The sequence below is a fragment of the Pseudomonas sp. WS 5059 genome (assembly GCF_012985525.1).
In the GTDB taxonomy this organism is placed as follows: Bacteria; Pseudomonadota; Gammaproteobacteria; order Pseudomonadales; family Pseudomonadaceae; genus Aquipseudomonas.
In genome coordinates this window covers 110,740-131,780 of sequence record NZ_JAAQWO010000011.1, presented here as the reverse complement: position 1 = coordinate 131,780, position 21,041 = coordinate 110,740, and the positions used below count along the sequence as shown (strand labels likewise).

The 21,041-nt window shown below is 63.6% G+C and carries 12 protein-coding genes (1 of these 12 running past the window's edge); 8 read left to right on the top strand and 4 right to left on the bottom strand.

Annotated features, from left to right (window positions below; translation table 11 throughout):
- Nucleotide 1: 1 nt before the first annotated feature.
- The 3 genes from HBO12_RS26515 to HBO12_RS26505 form a co-directional block, all read right to left on the bottom strand.
- On the bottom strand, nt 2-628 hold the full coding sequence (locus HBO12_RS26515; RefSeq protein ID WP_169954756.1) for a response regulator transcription factor: 627 nt from the start codon (nt 626-628) through the stop codon (nt 2-4).
- A gap of 325 nt (nt 629-953) precedes the next feature.
- The gene (locus HBO12_RS26510; protein WP_170043722.1) at nt 954-1,670 is read right to left on the bottom strand and encodes an MgtC/SapB family protein; all 717 of its coding nucleotides are present in this window, start codon (nt 1,668-1,670) and stop codon (nt 954-956) included.
- A gap of 323 nt (nt 1,671-1,993) precedes the next feature.
- Nucleotides 1,994-3,331, bottom strand: coding sequence for a lysine N(6)-hydroxylase/L-ornithine N(5)-oxygenase family protein (locus HBO12_RS26505; protein WP_169954758.1), 1,338 nt, complete (start codon nt 3,329-3,331; stop codon nt 1,994-1,996).
- Between the two features lie 386 nt (nt 3,332-3,717).
- Between HBO12_RS26505 and HBO12_RS26500 the strand changes: the two genes are divergently transcribed.
- From HBO12_RS26500 to HBO12_RS26490, 3 genes are read left to right on the top strand one after another with little or no spacing between them, the layout of a single operon-like run.
- On the top strand, nt 3,718-4,890 hold the full coding sequence (locus tag HBO12_RS26500) for an efflux RND transporter periplasmic adaptor subunit (protein ID WP_170043721.1): 1,173 nt from the start codon (nt 3,718-3,720) through the stop codon (nt 4,888-4,890).
- On the top strand, nt 4,891-6,864 hold the full coding sequence (locus HBO12_RS26495; protein ID WP_169954760.1) for a MacB family efflux pump subunit: 1,974 nt from the start codon (nt 4,891-4,893) through the stop codon (nt 6,862-6,864). It begins immediately after the preceding gene.
- 7 nt (nt 6,865-6,871) lie between these two features.
- Nucleotides 6,872-8,272, top strand: a complete 1,401-nt coding sequence (locus HBO12_RS26490) for an efflux transporter outer membrane subunit (protein ID WP_170043720.1) — start codon at nt 6,872-6,874, stop codon at nt 8,270-8,272.
- 107 nt (nt 8,273-8,379) lie between these two features.
- On the opposite strand, the gene pvdP is transcribed toward HBO12_RS26490, so the two are convergent.
- Nucleotides 8,380-10,008, bottom strand: a complete 1,629-nt coding sequence (pvdP, locus tag HBO12_RS26485) for a pyoverdine maturation tyrosinase PvdP (protein WP_170043719.1) — start codon at nt 10,006-10,008, stop codon at nt 8,380-8,382.
- A 171-nt stretch (nt 10,009-10,179) separates the two neighbouring features.
- On the opposite strand from pvdP, the gene pvdM reads away from it, so the two are divergent.
- From pvdM to HBO12_RS26460, 5 genes are all read left to right on the top strand, one after another.
- Nucleotides 10,180-11,541 (top strand): pyoverdine-tailoring dipeptidase-like protein PvdM, encoded by a 1,362-nt coding sequence (gene pvdM / locus HBO12_RS26480; RefSeq protein ID WP_170043718.1) that lies wholly within the window; start codon nt 10,180-10,182, stop codon nt 11,539-11,541.
- Nucleotides 11,538-12,809: a pyoverdine-tailoring periplasmic protein PvdN gene (gene pvdN / locus HBO12_RS26475; RefSeq protein ID WP_170043717.1), complete on the top strand. Its 1,272-nt coding sequence runs from the start codon at nt 11,538-11,540 to the stop codon at nt 12,807-12,809. Before pvdM ends, pvdN begins: the two co-directional genes overlap by 4 nt.
- A 30-nt stretch (nt 12,810-12,839) precedes the next feature.
- Nucleotides 12,840-13,718 (top strand): dihydropyoverdine dehydrogenase, encoded by an 879-nt coding sequence (pvdO, locus tag HBO12_RS26470; protein WP_169954765.1) that lies wholly within the window; start codon nt 12,840-12,842, stop codon nt 13,716-13,718.
- A 138-nt stretch (nt 13,719-13,856) separates the two neighbouring features.
- The gene (locus HBO12_RS26465) at nt 13,857-15,506 is read left to right on the top strand and encodes a cyclic peptide export ABC transporter (RefSeq protein ID WP_169954766.1); all 1,650 of its coding nucleotides are present in this window, start codon (nt 13,857-13,859) and stop codon (nt 15,504-15,506) included.
- 188 nt (nt 15,507-15,694) lie between these two features.
- On the top strand, nt 15,695-21,041 hold the start of the coding sequence (locus HBO12_RS26460) for a non-ribosomal peptide synthase/polyketide synthase (RefSeq protein ID WP_170043716.1). 6,971 nt of this gene lie beyond the right edge of the window; only the first 5,347 of its 12,318 coding nucleotides appear in the window; its start codon is at nt 15,695-15,697; the stop codon falls past the right edge of the window.

Below are 21,041 nucleotides of genomic sequence, written 5' to 3'. Positions count from 1 at the left end.
TTCAGATCAGATGATTGCGCTGGGCGAACTTGGATAAATGCACCACCGAAGACATGCGCAGTTTCTCCTTCAACCGGGTTTTATAGGTGCTGATGGTCTTGTGACTCAACAGCATGTCCTTGGCGATTTCATTGTTCCCCAGGCCCAGGGCGAGCTTTTGCAGCACCATCAGCTCGCGGTCGGAAAGTGCCTCTACCAGTTGCTGTTCAGTGGTTTGCAAGTCGTCTTTGCGCACCGAACTGGTGGGCAGGCTGGGGAAGCAGCTGTAGTTGGACATGACGGCCTTGATGGCTTTTTGCAGCTCATCGAGTTCACCGGTTTTCGCGACAAAGCCCATCGCCCCGGCGCGCATGCAACGAGTGGAAAAGAACACTGCCAGATAGGAGGTCAGCACCAGGATTTTACAGGGCAGGCCCAATGCCTTGATCCGGCTGATGACCTCCAGCCCGCCCAACTTGGGCATGGCCAGGTCGAGGATGACCAGGTCCGGTCGCTCCTCCCTGGCAATCTGTAAGGCGTCGGCACCGTTGGCAGCTTCGAAAATCTTCTCGAAGCCCTCCTGGCGCAACAGGTATTTGACGGTAGAACGAATGAACGGATGATCATCCACGATTAGCGCTTTGCTCATGCGGCTCCCTGGGAAGACACCACGATTGTTTAGTTGCTTCATTGGCGACCACTCATTTCAGGGGCGCCAACACCCTTACACATCACACGAAACCCCTGTACCTGTGAGAAATACCAGTTCCGACCAGCGGCACTGTCTACACAGAACGTTTCAACGGAATTTGGTTAGGTGCAACGGCGCAACATTAACAACGGAATGATGTTTCGCCCGAAGGGAAAATCCGGCGCACTTGTAGGATTAATCCTTCCAAAAGCGTAGTCAAATTCAATAAAAAAAGCCGCCCCCTATGACAGGAGGCGGCTTTTTGGGGGATGCAGGGTTTGCTTCAGTCGGTGGTGCTGGGGCTCCAGAAGGCCTGCACCACAAGGGTCGACTGCGAGATCCGCGCCACCAGGGCGTCCAGTTCGTCACCATCGACCGAGTTGGCCGCCAGCGTCGCCTCGATTTCCACCTCCTCAGTGCCAAATGGCCGTACGTCGACATCACTGGCCGGGTAGTTGCAGCGCGCCAGTTCCGATTCGAGCAAGGCCATCACCGCCTGCTGCTGGGCGCGCCGGGCGATCACGTAGAGGATATTGGTGACCTCCGCCGACACCACATCCAAAGGCTGGCGGTTGATGTTATTGACGATCGGCCGCAGCAAGGTGTTGGCCGCCAGCACAAAACAGGTACCCAGGAACGCCTCGAGGATCAGGTCGGCGCCGGCGCAGGCGCCCACGGCGGCGGAAGTCCACAGCGTGGCCGCCGTATTGAGCCCGCGTACGTTGCCCTCCTCGCGCATGATCACCCCGGCGCCGAGAAAGCCAATCCCGGACACCACATACGCCACCACCCGCACCGCCCCTTCGGCCCCGGCCAGGCGGTTGGCCATGTCGACAAAGATCGCCGCCCCCACCGCCACCAGCACGTTGGTGCGCAGCCCCGCCGTGCGCTGGCGGAACTGGCGCTCAAAGCCGATCAGCCCACCCAGGATGAAAGCCGCGCTGAGGCTGACCACGGTGTCGATCAGGGAATCCAGATTGATATTGTTGAGGGCTTGCATGATGAATCTCCCTTTGATTGCCCGCAGAATCAGCGTCGAAAAAAGGGGGATCAGGCAGGAACCAGGACGGTTCGCTACCCAAAGGCCGCTTCTCGCTTGATCGGCGAGGCAACGGCACGGGGATGCGCGTCAGCTGGCCAAGCCTGGTCGACAACTGTCACTCGAAAGTCTGTTCACGAAGGTCTGCGCTATGGTTGAAAACCGGCGCAGCTTACGCCCGCAGTCTGCGGGAGGAAAGTGACAGTGCGGCGAATCGCCGGGTTCTTCAGCCAGGGTTCAGCCAGGCATCGCTCCCGCGGGCGCGGGAACGATCTGCAACGCTGTCAGCTCGCGGTGGCCAGCAGCACATCACGCACCGAGCGCGCCTGGCCCAGGCTGCGGTCATGCTCGTGCAGCGAGGCAGCAATCTCATCGGCGCGAATCGGCAGGATCGACAGCAACGTATCGCTCAAGCCATGGCTGGCCTGGCTGAAACCCTGCATGTAGATGCCCGCCTTGCAGCGCTCGTCGGTGACCACGCGGTAATCGCGGCTGACTTCAAAGTCACCCATATAGGCCTCCAGCGGCGCCAGCAACTGGCGATGCATCTGCCGTTCATAACCTGTGGCCAGGACCACCGCATCGTAGTGGTTGATCACGGTCTCACCGGTGGCGTTGTGACGTACCAGCAACTCGATGCCCAAGGGCCCGGCGCTGGCTTTTTCCACGGTGGTCAGGGTGCGGAATGCGTGGCGGGCGATGCCGGAGACTTTCTGCCGGTAGAAAATCCCGTAGATGCGCTCGATCAGGTCCAGGTCCACCACCGAATAGTTGGTGTTGTGGTACTCGTTGACCAGCCGTTCGCGCTCGCTGCTGGGCTGCTGGAACACCAGGTCGGTGAACTCCGGGGAGAACACTTCGTTGACGAACGGGCTGTCATCGGCAGGCTTGAGGGCCGAGCCGCGCAGGATGATGTCCACCTGCACCGAGGGGAAGCTGTCGTTCAGGTCGATAAACGCTTCGGCCGCGCTCTGCCCACCGCCGATGATTGCAATGCGCATCGGCTTGCCCTCGACACACGGCTGCTGGGCCATGCGCGCCAGGTACTGGGAATGGTGGAACACCCGCCCGTCATCCTTGAGCGCCTTGAACGCCTCGGGAATCCGTGGCGTGCCACCGGCGCTGACCACCACCGAACGTGCGGTGCGCACCAGTTGCTCGCCATGGGCATCGCGGGAGATCACCCGCAGCGCCTCGACCTGCTGCTGATGCAGGATCGGCTCGATGGCCAGCACTTCCTCGCCATAGCGGCTTTGCTCGGTAAATTGCCCGGCGACCCAGCGCAGGTAGTCGTTGTACTCCATGCGACACGGGTAGAAGGTGCCCAGGTTGATAAAGTCCACCAGGCGCCCGTGGGCCTTGAGGTAATTGACGAAAGAGTACGGGCTGGTGGGGTTGCGCAGGGTCACCAGGTCCTTGAGGAAGGAAATCTGCAGCTCGCTCTGGCTCACCAGGGTATTGCCGTGCCAGCGGTAGTCGGCCTGCTTGTCGAGAAACAGCACATCGAGCTTACCCTGGGCTTTCTCGCGCTCTTGCAGGGCGATGGCCAGCGCCAGGTTCGAGGGACCGAAACCAATACCGATCAGGTCGTGAACCGCGGGCGATGCAATTGCCTGTGTCATTCCAGTGTCCTCTGGATAAGCCCCGTGGCGATGGGGCGGAAAGCCTGGGCGACCTGCTGAACAACAGGCCATGTGTTGATAGGAAACGAGGACCATGAAAAAAAATTTAAGCCCCGCACCGGATTCACCCTGGCAGGCGCGGAGCCGCCGGCGCGGGCAATGCGGTGATGGCAGTTTGAGGCCGTCTAATTTATAGTAATTCTCATGTAGATTTGAAAAGTCCTACACACAACGTCCAATACTGGCGTTTCGCCCAGCTGTAACGGCGTGTGTAAGCACTTAAATTTCAGGGCAAATACCTCGTTTACCTGACAGCTTGCCGCGCCTGTCTCTGCCCTTGTGGGCGATTGAGCTGCGGTCCGAACTTTCCTGGCTGGAACCCGTGCATGAACCGTCCCCGACACACCCGGCGCGCTCTGCTGGCAGCACTTTGCCTGATCCCCGTGGCCGCGTTCGCCGCCTGGCAACTGATCCCGCCCGGCCGGGATAAATTTGCCACCCTGCAAGTACACCGGGGCGATATCGAAAGCAGCGTGACCGCCCTCGGCACCCTGCAACCGCGGCGTTACGTGGATGTCGGCGCCCAGGCCTCCGGGCAGATCCGCAAGATTCACGTCGAAGCCGGCGCCCAAGTCAAGGAAGGCGACCTGCTGGTAGAGATCGACCCCGCCACCCAACAAGCCAAGCTCGACGCCACCCGCTACTCCATCGCCAATTTGCAGGCCCAACTGCAGGAACAGCACGCGCAACACCGCCTGGCGCAGCAGAAGTACCAGCGCCAGCAACGCCTGGCCGCCGGTGGCGCCACCCGCGATGAAGACGTGCAAACCGCCCAGGCCGAACTGGACGCCACCCAGGCGCGCATCAACATGTTCAAGGCGCAGATCAGCCAGGCCCAGGCCACGCTGCGGGTTGATCAGGCTGAGCTGGGCTACACGCGCATCTATGCGCCGATCTCCGGCACCGTGGTGGCCGTGGATGCCCGCGAAGGCCAGACCCTCAACAGCCAGCAGCAGACGCCGCTGATCCTGCGCATTGCCAACCTGTCGCCGATGACCGTGTGGGCGGAAGTCTCGGAAGCCGATATCGGCCATGTCAAACCGGGCATGCAGGCCTATTTCACCACCCTGAGCGGTGGCAACCGGCGCTGGACCAGCACCGTGCGCCAGATCCTGCCGGTGCCGCCCAAGCCCCTCAACGAAACCAGCCAGGGTGGCGGCAGCCCCAGCAGTTCGAGCAAGAGCGGCAGCGGCCGGGTGGTGCTGTACACCGTGCTGCTGGATGTGGACAACGCCGACAACGCACTGATGGCGGAAATGACCGCCCAGGTGTTTTTCGTCGCCAGCCGCGTCACCGATGCGCTGACCGCGCCCGTCGCGGCCCTGCAGGGCAGCACCCGCCCCGACATGCAACTGGCCCGTGTGGTGGCCAAGGACGGCAGCATCGAAGACCGTGAGGTGCGGGTGGGTATCAGCGATCGCCTGCGCATCCAGATCCTCGACGGCCTCAACGAAGGCGATCATCTGCTGATCGGCCCCGCCGAAAGCAGCGGAGGCTGAATGTTGACGCCGCTGATCGAACTTCGGGACATCCGCAAATCCTACGGGGGCGGTGATGCGCCCCAGGTCGATGTGCTGCGCGGGATCGACCTGTCGATCCATGCCGGGGAATTCGTGGCGATTGTCGGGGCCTCCGGCTCAGGCAAGTCGACCCTGATGAATATCCTCGGCTGCCTCGACCGCCCCACCGTCGGCCAATACCTGTTCGCCGGGGAAAACGTCGCCCAACTGGACACCGACGAACTGGCCTGGCTGCGCCGCGAGGCCTTTGGCTTTGTGTTCCAGGGCTACCACCTGATCCCGTCCGGCTCGGCCCAGGAAAACGTCGAGATGCCGGCGATCTATGCCGGCACACCGGCCGCCGAACGCCACGCCCGCGCCGCCGCCCTACTGACCCGCCTGGGGCTGGCCGGGCGCACCGGCAACCGCCCGCACCAGTTGTCCGGCGGCCAGCAGCAACGGGTGTCGATTGCCCGGGCCTTGATGAACGGCGGGCATATCATCCTCGCCGACGAACCTACCGGCGCCCTCGACAGCCATAGCGGCGCCGAGGTCATGACCCTGCTCGACGAACTGGCGAGCCAGGGCCACGTGGTGATCCTGATCACCCACGACCGCGAAGTGGCGGCGCGGGCCAAGCGCATCATCGAGATCCGCGACGGCCTGATCATCAGCGACACCCCCAACACCCACAACCAGCCCGCCACTGAAGCCAACCCCAAGGCCCTGCAAGCGGTGGACCTGCGCCAACGCCTGGCCGACGGCGCCGAGCACAACGGCGCGTGGAAGGCTGAACTGGTGGACGCGGTGCAGGCGGCCTGGCGGGTCATGTGGATCAACCGCTTCCGCACGGCCCTGACCCTGCTGGGGATCATTATCGGCGTGGCCTCGGTGGTGGTGATGCTGGCCGTGGGCGAAGGCAGCAAACGCCAGGTCATGGCGCAGATGGGCGCCTTTGGCTCCAACATCCTGTATGTCAGCGGCTCGGCGCCCAACCCACGTACGCCGCCCGGCATTATCACCATGAACGACGTCGCCGCCATGGCCGCCCTGCCCCAGGTCAAGCGAATCATGCCGGTCAATGGCGCGGAGGCCGGGGTGCGTTTCGGCAATGTCGACCACATGGCCTATGTCGGCGGCAACGACACCAACTTCCCGACGATCTTCAACTGGCCAGTGGTCGAGGGCAGCTACTTCACCGAGGCTGACGAACGCGCCGCCGCTACCGTCGCGGTGATTGGCAAACGGGTGCGCGACAAGCTGTTCAAGGACCTGCCCAGCCCCATCGGCCAATACATCCTGATCGAAAACGTGCCGTTCCAGGTGATCGGCGTGCTTGCCGAAAAAGGGGCCAGCTCCGGCGACAAGGACAGCGACGACCGTATCGCCATCCCCTACTCTGCCGCGAGTATTCGCCTGTTCGGCACCTATAACCCTGAATACGTGGTGATTGCCGCCGCCGACGCGCGCAAGGTGCATGAGGCCGAAAAAGCCATCGACCAGTTGCTGCTGCGCCTGCACAACGGCAAGCGGGATTTTGAACTGACCAACAACGCCGCGATGATCCAGGCCGAGGCCCGGACCCAGAACACCCTGTCGCTGATGCTCGGCTCGATTGCCGCCATTTCGCTGCTGGTGGGCGGCATCGGCGTGATGAACATCATGCTGATGACCGTGCGCGAACGCACCCGGGAAATCGGCATCCGCATGGCCACTGGCGCCCGGCAGCGCGACATCCTGCGCCAGTTCCTCACCGAAGCGGTGATGCTCACGGTGGTCGGAGGGGTGGCCGGGATCGGCCTGGCCCTGCTGGTCGGTGGCGCGCTGATCCTCAGCAGCGTGGCCGTCGCCTTCTCGCTGCCCGCAGCCCTGGGCGCCTTCGCCTGCGCGCTGGTCACCGGCGTCATCTTCGGCTTTATGCCGGCCCGCAAAGCAGCCCGGCTCGACCCGGTCACGGCCCTTACCAGTGAATGATCGCCCTATGAAAGCGCACTTGACCCTCGTTGCCGCCAGCCTGCTGCTGGCCGCGTGCAGCAGCCCGGCGCAGCGCCCGGCCAGCGGCCTGCAGCCGCCGCCGGCCTGGGACACGGCAAGCCAGGCCAACGCTCTGCACGTCAACCAGCAATGGTGGAAGGCCTTTGCCAGCCCGCAGCTCGACCAACTGATCGAACAGGCCCGCACCGGCAGCTACGACCTGGCCAGCGCCATGGCCCGGGTGCGCCAGGCCCAGGCCGGCGCCGTGGTGGCCGGCGCGCCGCTGCTGCCCGAACTCAAGGGCGGGCTCAACGCCAACCGCCAGAAACTGCTGCGCGGCAACGGCTACAGCGAACTGGATGCCGACAACAACAATGACGCGGTGGATTATTTCAATGCCAGCCTGACGGCCACCTACGAAATCGACTTCTGGGGCGGCAAGCGCGCCGCTCGCGACAGTGCTGAACTGGCGGTGCGCGCCAGCGAATTCGAGCGCGCCACGGTGGAATTGACCCTGCTCAGCGGCGTGGCCACCACCTACACCCAGCTCCTGGCCCTGCACGAGCAACAACGCATCGCCGAGCTCAACCTGGCCAATGCGCAGAACGTGCTCAAGCTGGTACAGACCCGGCATGACGCGGGCTCTGCCACCCAACTGGAACTGGCCCAGCAAAAGAGCCTGGTCGCCGCGCAGCAACGCCAACTGCCCGAGGTACGCCAGCGGACCGAAGCCGCACGGATCAGCCTCGCCGCCCTGCTCGGCCAACCGGTACAGACGCTGCAACTGACGCCCCAGGCCTTTGAGCAACTGCGCTGGCCAAGCATCGCCGCCGGCGTACCCAGCGACCTGCTCAGCCGCCGCCCGGACATTGCCAGCGCCGAAGCGCAACTGGCGGCCGCCCAGGCCGACATCATCGTCGCCCGCGCCGCCATGCTGCCCAGCGTGACCCTCAGCGCCAACCTGGGCTCGGGCGCCAACCGTGCTGGCGATATGCTGCGCAACCCGTTCTACAACCTCACGGGCGGGCTGATCGCACCGATTTTCAACAACGGCCGCCTCAGCGCCGAACGCGACAAGGCCACGGCACGCCAGGATGAGCTGCTGCAAACCTATCGCGGCGCGATCATCAATGGCTTTGCCGATGTAGAAAAGGCCCTGAGCAGCATTCGCCGACTGGACGAACAGCGCCAGTGGCAGCATGAAGAACTGGACCAGGCACAGACAGCCTTCCGTATCGCCCAGAGCCGCTATGAGGCTGGCGCGGAGGACTTGCTTACCGTACTGGAAACCCAGCGCACGCTGTATGCCGCCCAGGATTTGAACGTGCAACTGCGCCAGGCACGGCTGGGGGCGAGTATTGCGCTGTACAAGGCACTGGGAGGGGGGTGGCAGGCGTCTGGTCTTTAACGATGAGGATCTAATGTGGGAACTGGCTTGCCGGCGATGTTGCCTGCCCCATCGCCATTGCCATCGCCGGCAAGCCAGCGCCTACCGTTTGACGTTGATCGGACAGGTCAAATCGTCCGTTCCCTGACCTTCAAATGCCGCGCATACCACGGCCGCTTCGGCACCTTGCGGAACAAGTCCTGCAACTTGTCATCATCAGCGCCGAAGGTGATGCGCAACGCCAGCTTCATGGTTTCCGGATCCATCTCCACGGTGCGCCCCATCTGCAATCCCGGGGTGGTGCTGCAACCATGGGTATCCGGCCCCAGCCATGGATCACCCACCTCGACCCAGCGCCCTGGCGCAAACCATGGCACACCGTTGACCTCCAGGCGGCTCAGCTCACCCGGATTAAAGCGCTGATGGGCGCGGAACCAGTCCTCCAGCCGGTCATCGATCCAACCGTGGAAATGCCAGAACACCGGGTTCACATGGGAGGAAAACGGGTCGCCCAAAAAGTCATTTTCAGGCTCATACCAACGCGCCGAAAAATCCGCAGGATCGCGCGCAAAGGGCACCGGTGCGCCGTTGGAAGGGTCGCGCGGCACCGACGCCCAGCGCATGTGCAGCCAATCGTGCAGCCCCAGCTCAACCTCCGAGCCGAACTGGCCCAGGGTCAACCTGGCCAGGTAACGCGGGTCGCGGTACTGCGACTCCCACACCTGGAAGTTGCTGTGATAGGTCTCGCAAGCCTTGATATCACTGACCCACTGGCTGTACTGCTCGTCGCCACTGGCCATCCAGGTCGGCGGCAGTGCGAAGCCATCGTGATTGTCAAAGTAGCGCGCGAAGCCCTGGCGATCACGCTCAAGCTCGGGCTGCGGCGGCGGGAAGCGCGGCCAGGACGGCAAGTCTTGTAGGGAGCGCGCCGTACCGAGCATATGCCGATGCATAAAGAAAAAATCGATACCCGAGCCGTTGCGGTCCTTGCGCGGGCCACGGGCATCGCGCTCTTGGTCCCGTGGCCCGGGCTGCCAACCGATGCCGCGCAGGGCGTTGCGCTTGTCCTCGGGGAGCTTGTGCCACTGGTCCCGCGTGGCGTGCCAGAGCTGGTGGAACAGGCGGTGTTCGGGGGCAATCAACCATGCCAGCAGTGCTGGGTTCAGACCGATACGTTCGCGGGCTTCGGGGAACAGCTGTTTGGTGGCGACAAACCGGTTATCCAGCTCCAGCAGCGCCAGGGGCCGGTCGAGATTGAGAATCTGCCCGCTGAGGGTGCCGCTGCCGGCATTGCCGAAGCTGCCCCAGACTTCATCCAGGCGCATCGTCAATTCATAGGCCGGCATGCCGTCCGGCGCGTCGCGGTCGATCAGGCGCCAGTACAACAGCGCCGCGTCGCCCGGCGCCAGGTCACCCAGCACCTGATAGCGCGGCTCGCCCTGCCCACGCAGTTGGCCAGCGGTGTCCAGGTAGCCACGCACGCCACGGCCGCGCGGCGCAATATCAAGAAACAGTTCCAGACCGTCGAGGGGCAAGCCTTGCAGCCCGGCGTCACGCCCTTCCAGGCGCAGGCTCCAGATCCCGCGCAGGCTGTTCGCCAACTGCTGGCCGGCGGTGTCCGCCAGGTCCACCGTGGCTTCCTCGGGAGTGATGGGAAATTCCTCACGCGTCAACTCGCGATGGGCATAAAAGGCAGCAGGTACGGCGGCGCCGGTCAGCGCCAGGCCTGCGATAAACCCTCGTCGAGAAATCGTCATGTTCCTACCTGTGTCAGCCCTGGAGCAGGCTTTATCCAAGCTAGAACGTTTAGCCGGGCGGCAAATTTACTGTAGGGGCCGCGCTTAAATTTCCCGGCCCTGCGCTCGTTCTCCCCAGATAGCAAAGGCCCCTTGCGCCCGCACCTCAAAGGCGAACCGACTGAGATGGCAATGACAAAACCACGTTCGAAAAAGGCTCTATACATCGGCCTGCCCTTGGCCCTGGCCATTGCTGCCGGCGCAGGCCTGGCCTGGGATCACTGGTTTGGCGGCAATGCCGGCTACCCGCTGGAAGTGATCAAGCAGGCCAATGAACTGCAGGACCGCCTGATATCGTTCGACAGCCATATCACCGTGCCCCTGGACTTCGGCACCGCCGGCCATGAAGCAGACAAGGACGGCAGCGGCCAGTTCGACCTGGTCAAGGCCAGTCGCGGGCGGCTGTCGGGGGCGGCGCTGACGATTTTCGGCTGGCCCGAGCTGTGGAATGGCCCCAATGCACCACACAAACCCACCGCAGGTTTTGTCGACGAAGCCCGGCACCAGCAAGAGGTGCGCTACAAGATCATCGCCGGCATGGTCCGCGACTTCCCCAACCAGGTGGGCATCGCCTACACCCCGGCCGATTTGCGCCGCCTGCATGGCGAGGGCAAGTTTGCGATTTTTATCAGCATGCTCAACGCCTACCCCCTGGGCAATGATCTGAACCTGCTGGACATGTGGACGGCGCGCGGCATGCGCATGTTCGGCTTCAGCTACATCGGCAACAACAGCTGGGCCGACTCCTCGCGCCCGCTGCCGTTTTTCAATGATTCGCCGGATGCCCTCGGCGGCCTCTCGGCCATCGGCAAGCAAGCAGTGCAGCGCCTGAACGACCTGGGCGTGATCATCGACGTCTCGCAAATGTCGACCACCGCCCTTGAGCAAGTCGCCCAGCTTAGCCGCACCCCGATGGTCGCCTCCCACTCCGCGCCCCGGGCCTCGGTGGATATCCCGCGCAACCTCAGCGACAAAGAACTGCAACTGATCAAGAACAGTGGCGGCGTGGTGCAAGTGGTGGCCTTCGGCGGGTATCTGCGCCCGTTGAGCCAGCCGATCCAGGACAAGCTCAATACCTTGCGCGCGCGTTTCGACCTGCCACCCCTGCCCAACCTGGCGATGGCCCTGATGCCCGGCGACCCGATCATCGCTGCCTGGCCGGAGCAGAAGTTCGGCGAGTACGCCAGCGAGCTCTACGCCATTCTCGAAGAAGAACCCAAGGCCAGCCTCAAGGACCTGGGAAACGCCATTGACTACACCGTGCGCAAGATCGGTATCGACCACGTCGGCATTGCCTCGGACTTCAACGAAGGCGGCGGCGTCAAGGGCTGGAACGATGTCAGTGAAGTGCGCAACGTGACCGCCGAGCTGATCACCCGCGGCTACTCCGAAGCCGATATCGCCAAGTTGTGGGGCGGCAATTTCCTGCGGGTGTGGGAGCAGGTGCAAAAGTCTGCCAAGCCTGGTGTGCTGCCAAGCGAGCAAACGCCATGACCGACCGTCGCACCTTTCTCAAACAGGCCGGCATCCTCGCCGCCAGCCTGCCGCTGGGGACCAGCCTGCACGTGCAGGCGGCTAGCACCAAGGCCCCCGCCGATAAATGGGCCGGCCTGCGCCAACTGTTCGACCAGGATCCAAACTACATCCATTTCTCCAATTTCCTGATCACCTCGCACCCAAGGCCCGTGCGCGAAGCCATCGAGCGCCACCGCGCCGCCCTTGACCGCAACCCCGGCCTGACCATGGACTGGGACCTGCAGGAACCCTGGAAACGCGAAGGCCAGGTGCGTGAATGGGCCGGCCGCTACCTGCAAGCCAAACCCAGCCAGATCGCCCTCACCGGCAGCACCACCGAGGGCCTGGCGATGATCTACGGCGGCATCCACGTGCGCCCCGACCAGGAAATCCTCACCACCGAGCACGAGCACTTTTCCACCGACAGCATCCTCGCATTGCGCACCCAGCGTGACGGCACCCAGGTGCGCAAGATCAAGCTGTTCGCCAACCCCCACCACGTGTCGGTCGATGAAGTGCTGACGGCCATCGAGCGCAACATTCGCCCCAACACCCGAGTACTGGGCATGACCTGGGTGCAGTCGGGCAGCGGCGTGAAGCTGCCGATCGCTGAAATCGGGCAACTGGTCAAGCGCCACAACCAGGGGCGCGAAGAAAAGGATCGGATCCTCTACGTGGTCGATGGCGTGCATGGCTTCGGCGTCGAAGACCTGGCCTTCCCGGACATGCACTGCGACTTCTTTATCGCCGGCACCCATAAATGGATGTTCGGCCCACGGGGCACTGGCCTGGTGTGCGCCGCATCGGAGCAAGTGACCACCCTCACCCCGAGCATGCCGACGTTTTCCGAAGACACCGATTTCGCCACCACCTTCTCCCCCGGCGGCTATCACGCCTTTGAGCATCGCTGGGCGCTGGACGAGGCCTTCAAGCTGCACCTGCAATTGGGCAAGGCCGAGGTTCAGCAGCGCATCCACAGCCTCAACTCCTACCTCAAGGAGCGCTTGCAGGCGCGACCGAACATCGAGCTGGTCACCCCGGCCAACCCGCAGCTGTCGGCCGGTTTCAGCTTCTTCCGGGTCAAGGGCCAGGACAGCGACAAGGTGGCCGCCTACCTGATGCGAAACCGCGTGGTCAGCGACGCGGTGAACCGCGACGTCGGCCCGGTGGTGCGTACCGCGCCGGGCCTGCTCAATACCGAAGATGAGGTCGACCGCTTCCTGGCCCTGCTCGACAAAGCCCTCTGATCCCCTTTTTTCTTGCCCACGAGACGACTCATGAACGATGAACCGCTCACCCCAACGCTGCTCAAGTCCCTGGCGCTGACGGCATTGATCGCCTGCCTGGCACCCTCCGCCCAGGCCGCCACGCCGCCCAAGCCCGGCACCGTGTTCAAGGACTGCAAGAACTGCCCGGAAATGGTGGTGCTGCCCACCGGAACCTTCAAGATGGGCACCCCGGACGATGAAGTCGGCCGCCAGCCCGATGAAGGCCCGATCCATGACGTGACCTTCGCCAAACCCGTGGCCATCAGCCGCTTCCAGGTGTTGGCCGGCGAATGGGACAGCTACCTGCAAGAAACCGGCTACAAAATGCCCGACGGCGACGACCGCCCTGGCCGCAAATGCACGGCCGGCAAGCCCACTTACAAGATAAGCGCCAAACATCCAGCCGTGTGCATGGACTTTGCCGAAGCCCGCGCCTATGTCGCTTGGCTGTCGAAGAAAACCGGCAAGCAGTACCGCATGGTCAGCGAATCCCTGCGCGAGTACGCCGCCCGTGGCGGCACCTCCGGGCCCTTCCCGTTCCCGTTCGACGAGGGCAAGGAATACAGCATCGCCAAGCACGCCAACACCTACGGGCCGGCCGATGGCTACAGCTACACCGCGCCGGCCGGCAGCTATGCGCCCAATGCGTTCGGCGTGTATGACATGCATGGCAACGTCTACGAATGGGTCGAAGACTGTGAAAACGACAGCTATGTGGGAGCGCCCAGCGATGGCAGTGCCTGGCTGACCGGGCAATGCGAGGTGCGGCAGATTCGCGGCAACGACTGGGGCGAGGCGCCGGTGTTTTCCCGCTCCGGCAACCGCAACAACCTCTATCCCAACGTGCGCGGCGACTGGCTGGGCTTTCGCGTGGCACGGGAGCTCTGAGCCTGTGCAACTCGGGACGCGGCTAAATCGCGCCGGGCCCGACTCGTCCTCCTACTATCGGCCTGCCAGCGGTAAACCTTCGCGCGCAGGCCTTCACTTGCCCACAGCACGTAGCCACGTCGCGATCGAGGTAGTTTCATGACCGCAGCACCGCGCAGCGCCATTCGCGAACTCTTGAGCCTGCTCAAGCCCTATCGACGGATTGTCATTTCTTCCATCACCCTGGGCATCGTCGGCGGCCTCAGCGTCACCGCGCTGCTGGCCACGGTCAACCGCGGCCTGCACAGCGCCGACGGCATGGGCACCGGCGTGGTCCTGGCCTTCGCCGGGCTGTGCCTGCTGGCGTTGCTCAGCAGTATCGGCGCCGATATCGGCACCAACTTCGTTGGGCAGAAGGTGATTGCCAAACTGCGCAAGGACCTCGGCGCCAAGGTGCTCGCCGCGCCCATCGAGCAGATCGAGCGCTATCGCACCCACCGCCTGATCCCGGTGCTGACCCATGACGTGGACACCATCAGCGACTTTGCCTTCGCCTTTGCCCCGCTGGCGATTTCGACCACAGTGATCCTGGGCTGCCTGGGCTACCTGGCGGTGCTGTCCTGGCCGATCTTCCTCATGACCCTGCTGGCCATCGGCATTGGTTCGGCGGTGCAGTTCGTGGCCCAGAGCAAAGGCATCAAGGGCTTCTACGCGGCCCGTGACGCCGAAGACAACCTGCAAAAACACTACTCGGCGATTGCCGAGGGCGCCAAGGAACTGCGCATCCATCGCCCACGCCGGCACGCCATGCACACCCGCAATATCCAGGGCACCGCCGACCATATCTGCGACACCCATATCCGCTCGATCAATATTTTTGTGATCGCCAAGAGCCTGGGCTCGATGCTGTTTTTCGTGGTCATCGGCCTGGCGCTGACCCTGCAACAGTTCTGGCCCAGCTCTGACCCGGCGGTGATGAGCGGCTTTGTCCTGGTGCTGCTGTACATGAAAGGCCCGCTGGAAAACCTGATCGGCAACCTGCCGATCATCAGCCGCGCACAAATCGCCTTCCGGCGCATTGCCGACCTGTCGGAGCGCTTCTCCTCGCCGGAACCGCACCTGCTGCTCGATGACGCCGACAAAAGCGTGCCGGTGATGAAGCACCTGGAACTGCGCAACGTGCAGTACGCCTTCCCGCCCGTGGAAGGCAGCGAGCCATTCAAGCTGGGGCCGGTCAACCTGAGCATCGAGCCTGGGGAAATCCTGTTTATCGTCGGCGAAAACGGCTGCGGCAAGACCACCCTGATCAAGCTGCTGCTGGGCCTGTACACCCCGCAGCAAGGCGAAATCCGCCTCAACGGCCTGCCCGTGGACGCCCTGGGCCTGGACGACTACCGCCAGATGTTCACCACGATCTTTGCCGACTACTTCCTGTTCGACGACCTGGTGCAGAACGACAAGGCCCTGCCCGACGACGCCACCCAATACCTGGAGCGCCTGGAGATCGCGCACAAGGTCAGCGTGCGCGATGGCGCGTTCACCACCACCGACCTGTCCACCGGGCAACGCAAGCGCCTGGCCCTGGTCAACGCCTGGCTCGATGAGCGTCCGGTGCTGGTATTTGACGAGTGGGCGGCCGACCAGGACCCGACCTTCCGACGGATTTTCTACACCGAGCTGCTGCCGGACCTCAAGCGCCTGGGCAAGACCATCATCGTCATCTCCCACGACGACCGTTACTTCGACGTCGCCGACCAGTTGGTACGCATGCAGGCCGGTCGCGTCATCAGCGAAAAAGCCTGCGCCTGACCTCCCTCCCCCAGGAGCCGGCGTGCCGGCGATGGCTGCCTCAAGGCATGCGATGAAGCCACGAGCCTCATCGCCGGCAAGCCGGCTCCTACAACGCCTCCCGCCGGCTATTGCGCCTAAATCTGATCGATCGAACTTCGTCTTCCTGACACAGCTTATTTCCTCTGCCGACGGCGACGAGATCGATCATGAACCAATTGAACCAACTTCCCGACGACGACCTGCTGGCCCTGTTGCTGGCCGATGAAGCCGGCGCCGGGCAGTCCATCCAGAGCCTCGCCGGGCATGACCCGGTACCGCTGTCGTTCGCCCAGCAGCGCCTGTGGTTCCTGCAACAGTTCGATCCCCAGAGCCATGCTTACAACCTGCCACGGGCGATTGCCCTCAAGGGCCCGGTAGACGCGCGCGCCCTGGAAGCAGCGCTGAACCGGGTGATCGACCGCCACGATATCCTGCGCACCGCCTTTCGCGACACCGACGGCACGCCGCTGCAAGTCATCGAGCATGATGCGCGGCTGACCCTGCTGGAAGAGGACCTGAGCGCCCTGGACAGCCAGCAGCGCGACCTGCTGCTGCAACAGCGTATCCGCCAGCACGCCACCCAACCCTTCGACCTGCGCCAGGCGCCGCTGATTCGCAGCAGCCTGCTCAAACGGGCCGAGCAGGACTACGTGCTGCTGCTCAACATGCACCACATTGTCTCGGACGCCTGGTCCAACCCGATCCTGATCCACGACCTGGCCAGCGCCCTCGGCCAACCGGGCCAGGCCCTGCCGCGCCCGGCCATCCAGTACGCCGACTACGCCCAATGGCAGCGCCAGGACTACCCGCAGACGCCGCAACACAGCGCAGCCGCGCAGTATTGGAAAGCTTGCCTGGGCGACGAAATCCCCACCCTGCAGCTGCCTCGCGAGCGCCTGGAAAAGAGCGCCGGTGCCGGCCATCATCGGCACGCGTTGCCCGCCCACCTGAGCGAGCGCCTCCAGACCTTTTGCCAGCAACAGGGCCTGACGCCTTTCGTGGTGCTCCTGGGCGCCTGGCAGTTGCTGTTGGGGCGCTACAGCGGCCAGGTCGATTTCACCGTCGGTGTGCCCAACGCCACCCGTAACCAGGCGCAGATCCAGGACCTGGTGGGCTTTTTTGTCAGCAGCCAGGTGTATCGCGCGCGGCTGGCGCCCGAGCAAACCTGCAGCGCGTTCCTCCAGGGCCTGCGCCAGCAGTCCCTGGCCGCCCTGGAACATGCCGACTACCCCATCGAGCTGATCCTCGAAGACCTGCACCTGCAACGCAGCCCCCAGGCTAACCCGCTGTTCCAGACCCTGTTCAACTGGCGCGTCGGCGCCGCGCAGGAGGAGGCCCTGCACCTGGGCCCGCTGGAGCTGAGGTTTATGGACAGCCACCCGCTGCAGGCCAAGTTCGACCTGTCGCTGGACGTGGAATACAGCCAGCAGCAGATCACCGCGCATTTTGAATACGACGCCGCTTGCTTGCGTCCGACGACCGTCGCCACCCTGGCCGGGCACTGGCAGAACCTGTTGCAGGCCATGATCGAGCATCCCCATGCCCTGATCGGCGAACTGCCGATGCTCAGCGACCAAGAGCGCGGGCAGCAATTGGCGCAGTGCAATGCCACGGCCGTCGACTACCCCGACGCAGAACCTGTGCATGTGTTGGTCGCCAAGCAAGCCGAACGCCAGCCACAGTCTGTCGCCGTGGTGTTCGGCGACCAGCAACTGACCCTGGACCAGCTCAATCGCCGCGCCAACCAACTGGCCCACAAACTGCTGGAACTGGGCGTCGGCCCCAACGTCTGCGTGGGCCTTGGCCTTGAGCGCAGCCTGGAGATGGTCATCGCCCTGCTGGCCGTGCTCAAGGCCGGCGGCGCCTATGTGCCGCTGGACCCGGCCTACCCCGCCGAACGCCTGGCCTACATGATCAACGACAGCGGCATCGGCCTGCTGCTGAGCCAAAGCAGCCTGGCATTGCCCGCCCCTGACAGCCTGCCGTCCCTGAGCCTGGATCAGGACAGCGACTGGCTGGAAGGCTATGACAGCGCCAACCCCCAGGTAACGGTCAGCGCCGACAACCTGGCCTACATGATCTACACCTCCGGCTCCACCGGGCAGCCCAAGGGCGTGCAAGTGCGTCATGGCGCCCTGACCAACCATATGCTGTGGATGCAGGGCGAACTGGGCCTGAGCGCTGCGGACCGGGTCTTGCAAAAAACCGCCTTTAGCTTCGACGCCTCGGTGTGGGAGTTCTGGCTGCCATTGCTCAACGGTGCGCAGTTGGTCCTGGCTTCCAGCGAGCTGGCCGAAGACCTGTCAGTGCTGTGGTCGCAAGTAGCCGCCCAGCGCATCAGCGTGCTGCAAATGGCGCCTTCCCTGCTGCAAGCCTTGCTCGCCGATGAACAGGGCGCACAGATGCAATCCCTGCGCCTGCTGCTGCTCGGCGGCGAAGCCCTCGGCACCCCGCTGGTCGCACAATTGCGCGAACGCTGGAACGGCCGCCTGTGCAACCTTTACGGCCCAACCGAAGCCACCATCGACAGCACCTTCTTTGATGTCCAGAGTTTGCCCGAGGGTGCCATTGCCCCTATCGGCCGCCCCATCGCCAACGTGCGCACCTACCTGCTGGACCACGACCTGCAACTGTGCCCCATGGGCACCAGCGCCGAACTGCTGATCGGCGGCGACTCCCTGGCGCAGGGCTACCACCAGCGCCCGGGACTGACCGCCGAACGCTTTATTCCCGATCCGTTCGCAGGCAACGGCGCGCGCTTGTATCGCAGCGGCGACCTGGCCCGCTACCGCGCCGATGGGGTCATCGACTACATCGGGCGCATCGACCATCAGGTCAAAATCCGCGGCCTGCGTATCGAACTGGGGGAAATTGAAGCGCAACTGCTGCAACACGAGGCGGTGCGCGAAGCCGTGGTCATCGCCCACCCAACCCTGGGCGGCGCGCAGTTAGTGGGCTACGTGGTGCCGACAGCGCTGGCAACGGACACTGCCCGCCAGGACGCCTTGCGCGAGACCCTCAAGGCCCACCTCGGCGAACACCTGCCGGACTACATGGTCCCCGGCCACCTGCTGATCCTCGCGCAACTGCCCTTGACCCCCAACGGCAAACTCGACCGCAAGGCCCTGCCCGCCCCCAACGCGAGCCAGGCCCTGCACGCCTACGTAGCCCCGCAGAACGAAGTGCAACAGCGTATCGCCAGCATCTGGCAAGACGTACTCAAGCTGGAAAAAATCGGCCTGAACGACAACTTCTTCGAACTGGGCGGCGACTCGATCATCTCCATCCAGGTCGTCAGCCGCGCGCGCCAGGCCGGTATCCACTTCACCCCCAAGGACCTGTTCCAGCACCAGACCATCCAGGGCCTGGCCAGCGTGGCAAAAAACCACGGCCAGGGCCTCGCAATCGACCAGGGCCCGGTCACAGGCACAGCCCCGCTGCTGCCGATCCAACACCTGTTCTTCGACACCGACATCCCCGAGCGTCACCACTGGAACCAATCAGTCCTGCTCAAACCCGCCACCCCCCTGGACCCGCACCTGCTGGAACAGACCCTCAACGCCCTGATCCACCACCACGACGCCCTGCGCCTGAATTTCACCCAGGCTGAACACGGCTGGCACGCCGAATACCGCCCGAGCACAACCTCGGTGCTATGGCAAACCCGCATCGACGACACCACACAGTTGCACTCGGTGGGCGACGAAGCCCAACGCAGCCTCAACCTGCAAGACGGGCCGTTGCTTAGAGCGGTGCTGGTCAGCCTGGGGGACGGTAGCCAGCGTTTGCTGCTGGCTATTCATCACCTGGTGGTGGACGGCGTGTCGTGGCGGATTTTGTTTGATGATTTGCAGATGGCCTATCGTCAGGTGCAAGCGGGTGAAGGTTTCTCCTTACCGGAGAAAACCAGCGCCTATAAAGCCTGGGGCCAGCGTCTGCTGGACTACGGTCAAAGTGCCGAACTACAAGGACAGATCGCCTATTGGCAACAACTGGCAGACGGCTGCGCCGAACTGCCAGTGATACACGCTGACGCCAGCCTGAAGAAAGCAGACAGTCAGACCGTCAATACCCATCTCAATCAGGATCTGACCCGACGCCTGCTGCAAGATGCCCCGAGCGCCTACCGCACACAGATCAACGATCTGTTGCTCGCTGCACTGGCACGGGTCATCAGCCGCTGGACCGCCCAGCCACAGGTGCTGATCCAACTCGAAGGCCATGGCCGCGAAACCTTGTTCGACGACATCGACCTGACCCGCACCGTGGGCTGGTTTACCACGGTGTACCCGGTGTGCTTGACGCCCCAGTCCGACCACGGCACCACGATCAAACAGATCAAGGAGCAATTGCGCAGCATCCCGAACAAAGGCCTGGACTTCGGCGTCCTGCGCCACCTGGCCCCCCCCGAGACGCGGCAAGTACTACAAGCGCTGCCAGTGCCACGCATCACTTTCAACTACCTGGGCCAGTTCGACACCAGCTTCAACGCCAACGACGACGCCCTCTTTGCTCCAGCTCCTGAAAGCAGCGGTGCTGAACACAGCGCCGAGGCACCGCTGAGTAACTGGTTGACCCTCAACGGCCAGGTATACGACGGCGAACTGAGCCTGGTGTGGACCTTTAGTGCGCAGATGTTCGAACCCGCACGCATGCAAGCCCTGGCCGATGAATACGCCGAGGAGCTGACACAACTGATCGAGCATTGCTGCGACCCACATAACCGTGGCGTAACGCCTTCGGACTTCCCCCTCGCCCACCTCGACCAAGCGCAACTAGACGCACTGCCAATAGCCGTCACGCAGATCGACGACATCTACCCGCTGGCGCCGATGCAGCAAGGCATGCTGTTCCATTCGCTCTACGAGCAAAACGTTGGCGCCTACGTCAACCAGATGCGCCTGAACGTTACCGGCCTCGACCCACAAGGCTTGCGTGATGCCTGGCAACAGGCGATGGACGCCCACGATATCCTGCGTACCTCGTTCATCTGGCAAGGTGAGCTGCAACAACCGGTACAAGTGGTCCATAAGCGATTGACACTGCCCATGGTCTGCCACGACTGGCAGCAACACGCAGACCTGCAACCAGCACTGGATAAACTGGCCTGGGAGCGTTTGCAACAGCGCTTCGACCTGGCTCGTGCGCCGCTACTGGACGTGCAGGTGATTCAGACCGGGGAAGCCCAACACCACCTGATCTACACCGTACACCACATCCTGATGGACGGCTGGAGCAACTCCCAACTCATGGGCGAGATCCTCCAACGCTACGCCGGCCAGACCTTGCCGGCCAGAATGGGGCGCTACCGCGACTACATCGCCTGGCTGCAACGCCAGGACAGCAGCGCCAGCCAAACCTGGTGGGCAGCCCAACTGGCGACACTGCAAGAACCCACCCGCCTTGCCAGCAGCCTGGTCAGCGTACCTACCACCGCCACCGGCCACGGTAATCATTACCAGCACTTCGGTATCGTCGAGACCCGTTACTTCAACGAGTTTGCCCGTCGCCAGA

What these genes read in the sequence shown, in the direction of transcription:
- HBO12_RS26515 (WP_169954756.1), bottom strand. Translation starts at nt 628, where the DNA reads ATGAGCAAAGCGCTAATCGTGGATGATCATCCGTTCATTCGTTCTACC.
- HBO12_RS26510 (WP_170043722.1), bottom strand. Translation starts at nt 1,670, where the DNA reads ATGCAAGCCCTCAACAATATCAATCTGGATTCCCTGATCGACACCGTG.
- HBO12_RS26505 (WP_169954758.1), bottom strand. Translation starts at nt 3,331, where the DNA reads ATGACACAGGCAATTGCATCGCCCGCGGTTCACGACCTGATCGGTATT.
- HBO12_RS26500 (WP_170043721.1), top strand. Translation starts at nt 3,718, where the DNA reads ATGAACCGTCCCCGACACACCCGGCGCGCTCTGCTGGCAGCACTTTGC.
- HBO12_RS26495 (WP_169954760.1), top strand. Translation starts at nt 4,891, where the DNA reads ATGTTGACGCCGCTGATCGAACTTCGGGACATCCGCAAATCCTACGGG.
- HBO12_RS26490 (WP_170043720.1), top strand. Translation starts at nt 6,872, where the DNA reads ATGAAAGCGCACTTGACCCTCGTTGCCGCCAGCCTGCTGCTGGCCGCG.
- pvdP (WP_170043719.1), bottom strand. Translation starts at nt 10,008, where the DNA reads ATGACGATTTCTCGACGAGGGTTTATCGCAGGCCTGGCGCTGACCGGC.
- pvdM (WP_170043718.1), top strand. Translation starts at nt 10,180, where the DNA reads ATGACAAAACCACGTTCGAAAAAGGCTCTATACATCGGCCTGCCCTTG.
- pvdN (WP_170043717.1), top strand. Translation starts at nt 11,538, where the DNA reads ATGACCGACCGTCGCACCTTTCTCAAACAGGCCGGCATCCTCGCCGCC.
- pvdO (WP_169954765.1), top strand. Translation starts at nt 12,840, where the DNA reads ATGAACGATGAACCGCTCACCCCAACGCTGCTCAAGTCCCTGGCGCTG.
- HBO12_RS26465 (WP_169954766.1), top strand. Translation starts at nt 13,857, where the DNA reads ATGACCGCAGCACCGCGCAGCGCCATTCGCGAACTCTTGAGCCTGCTC.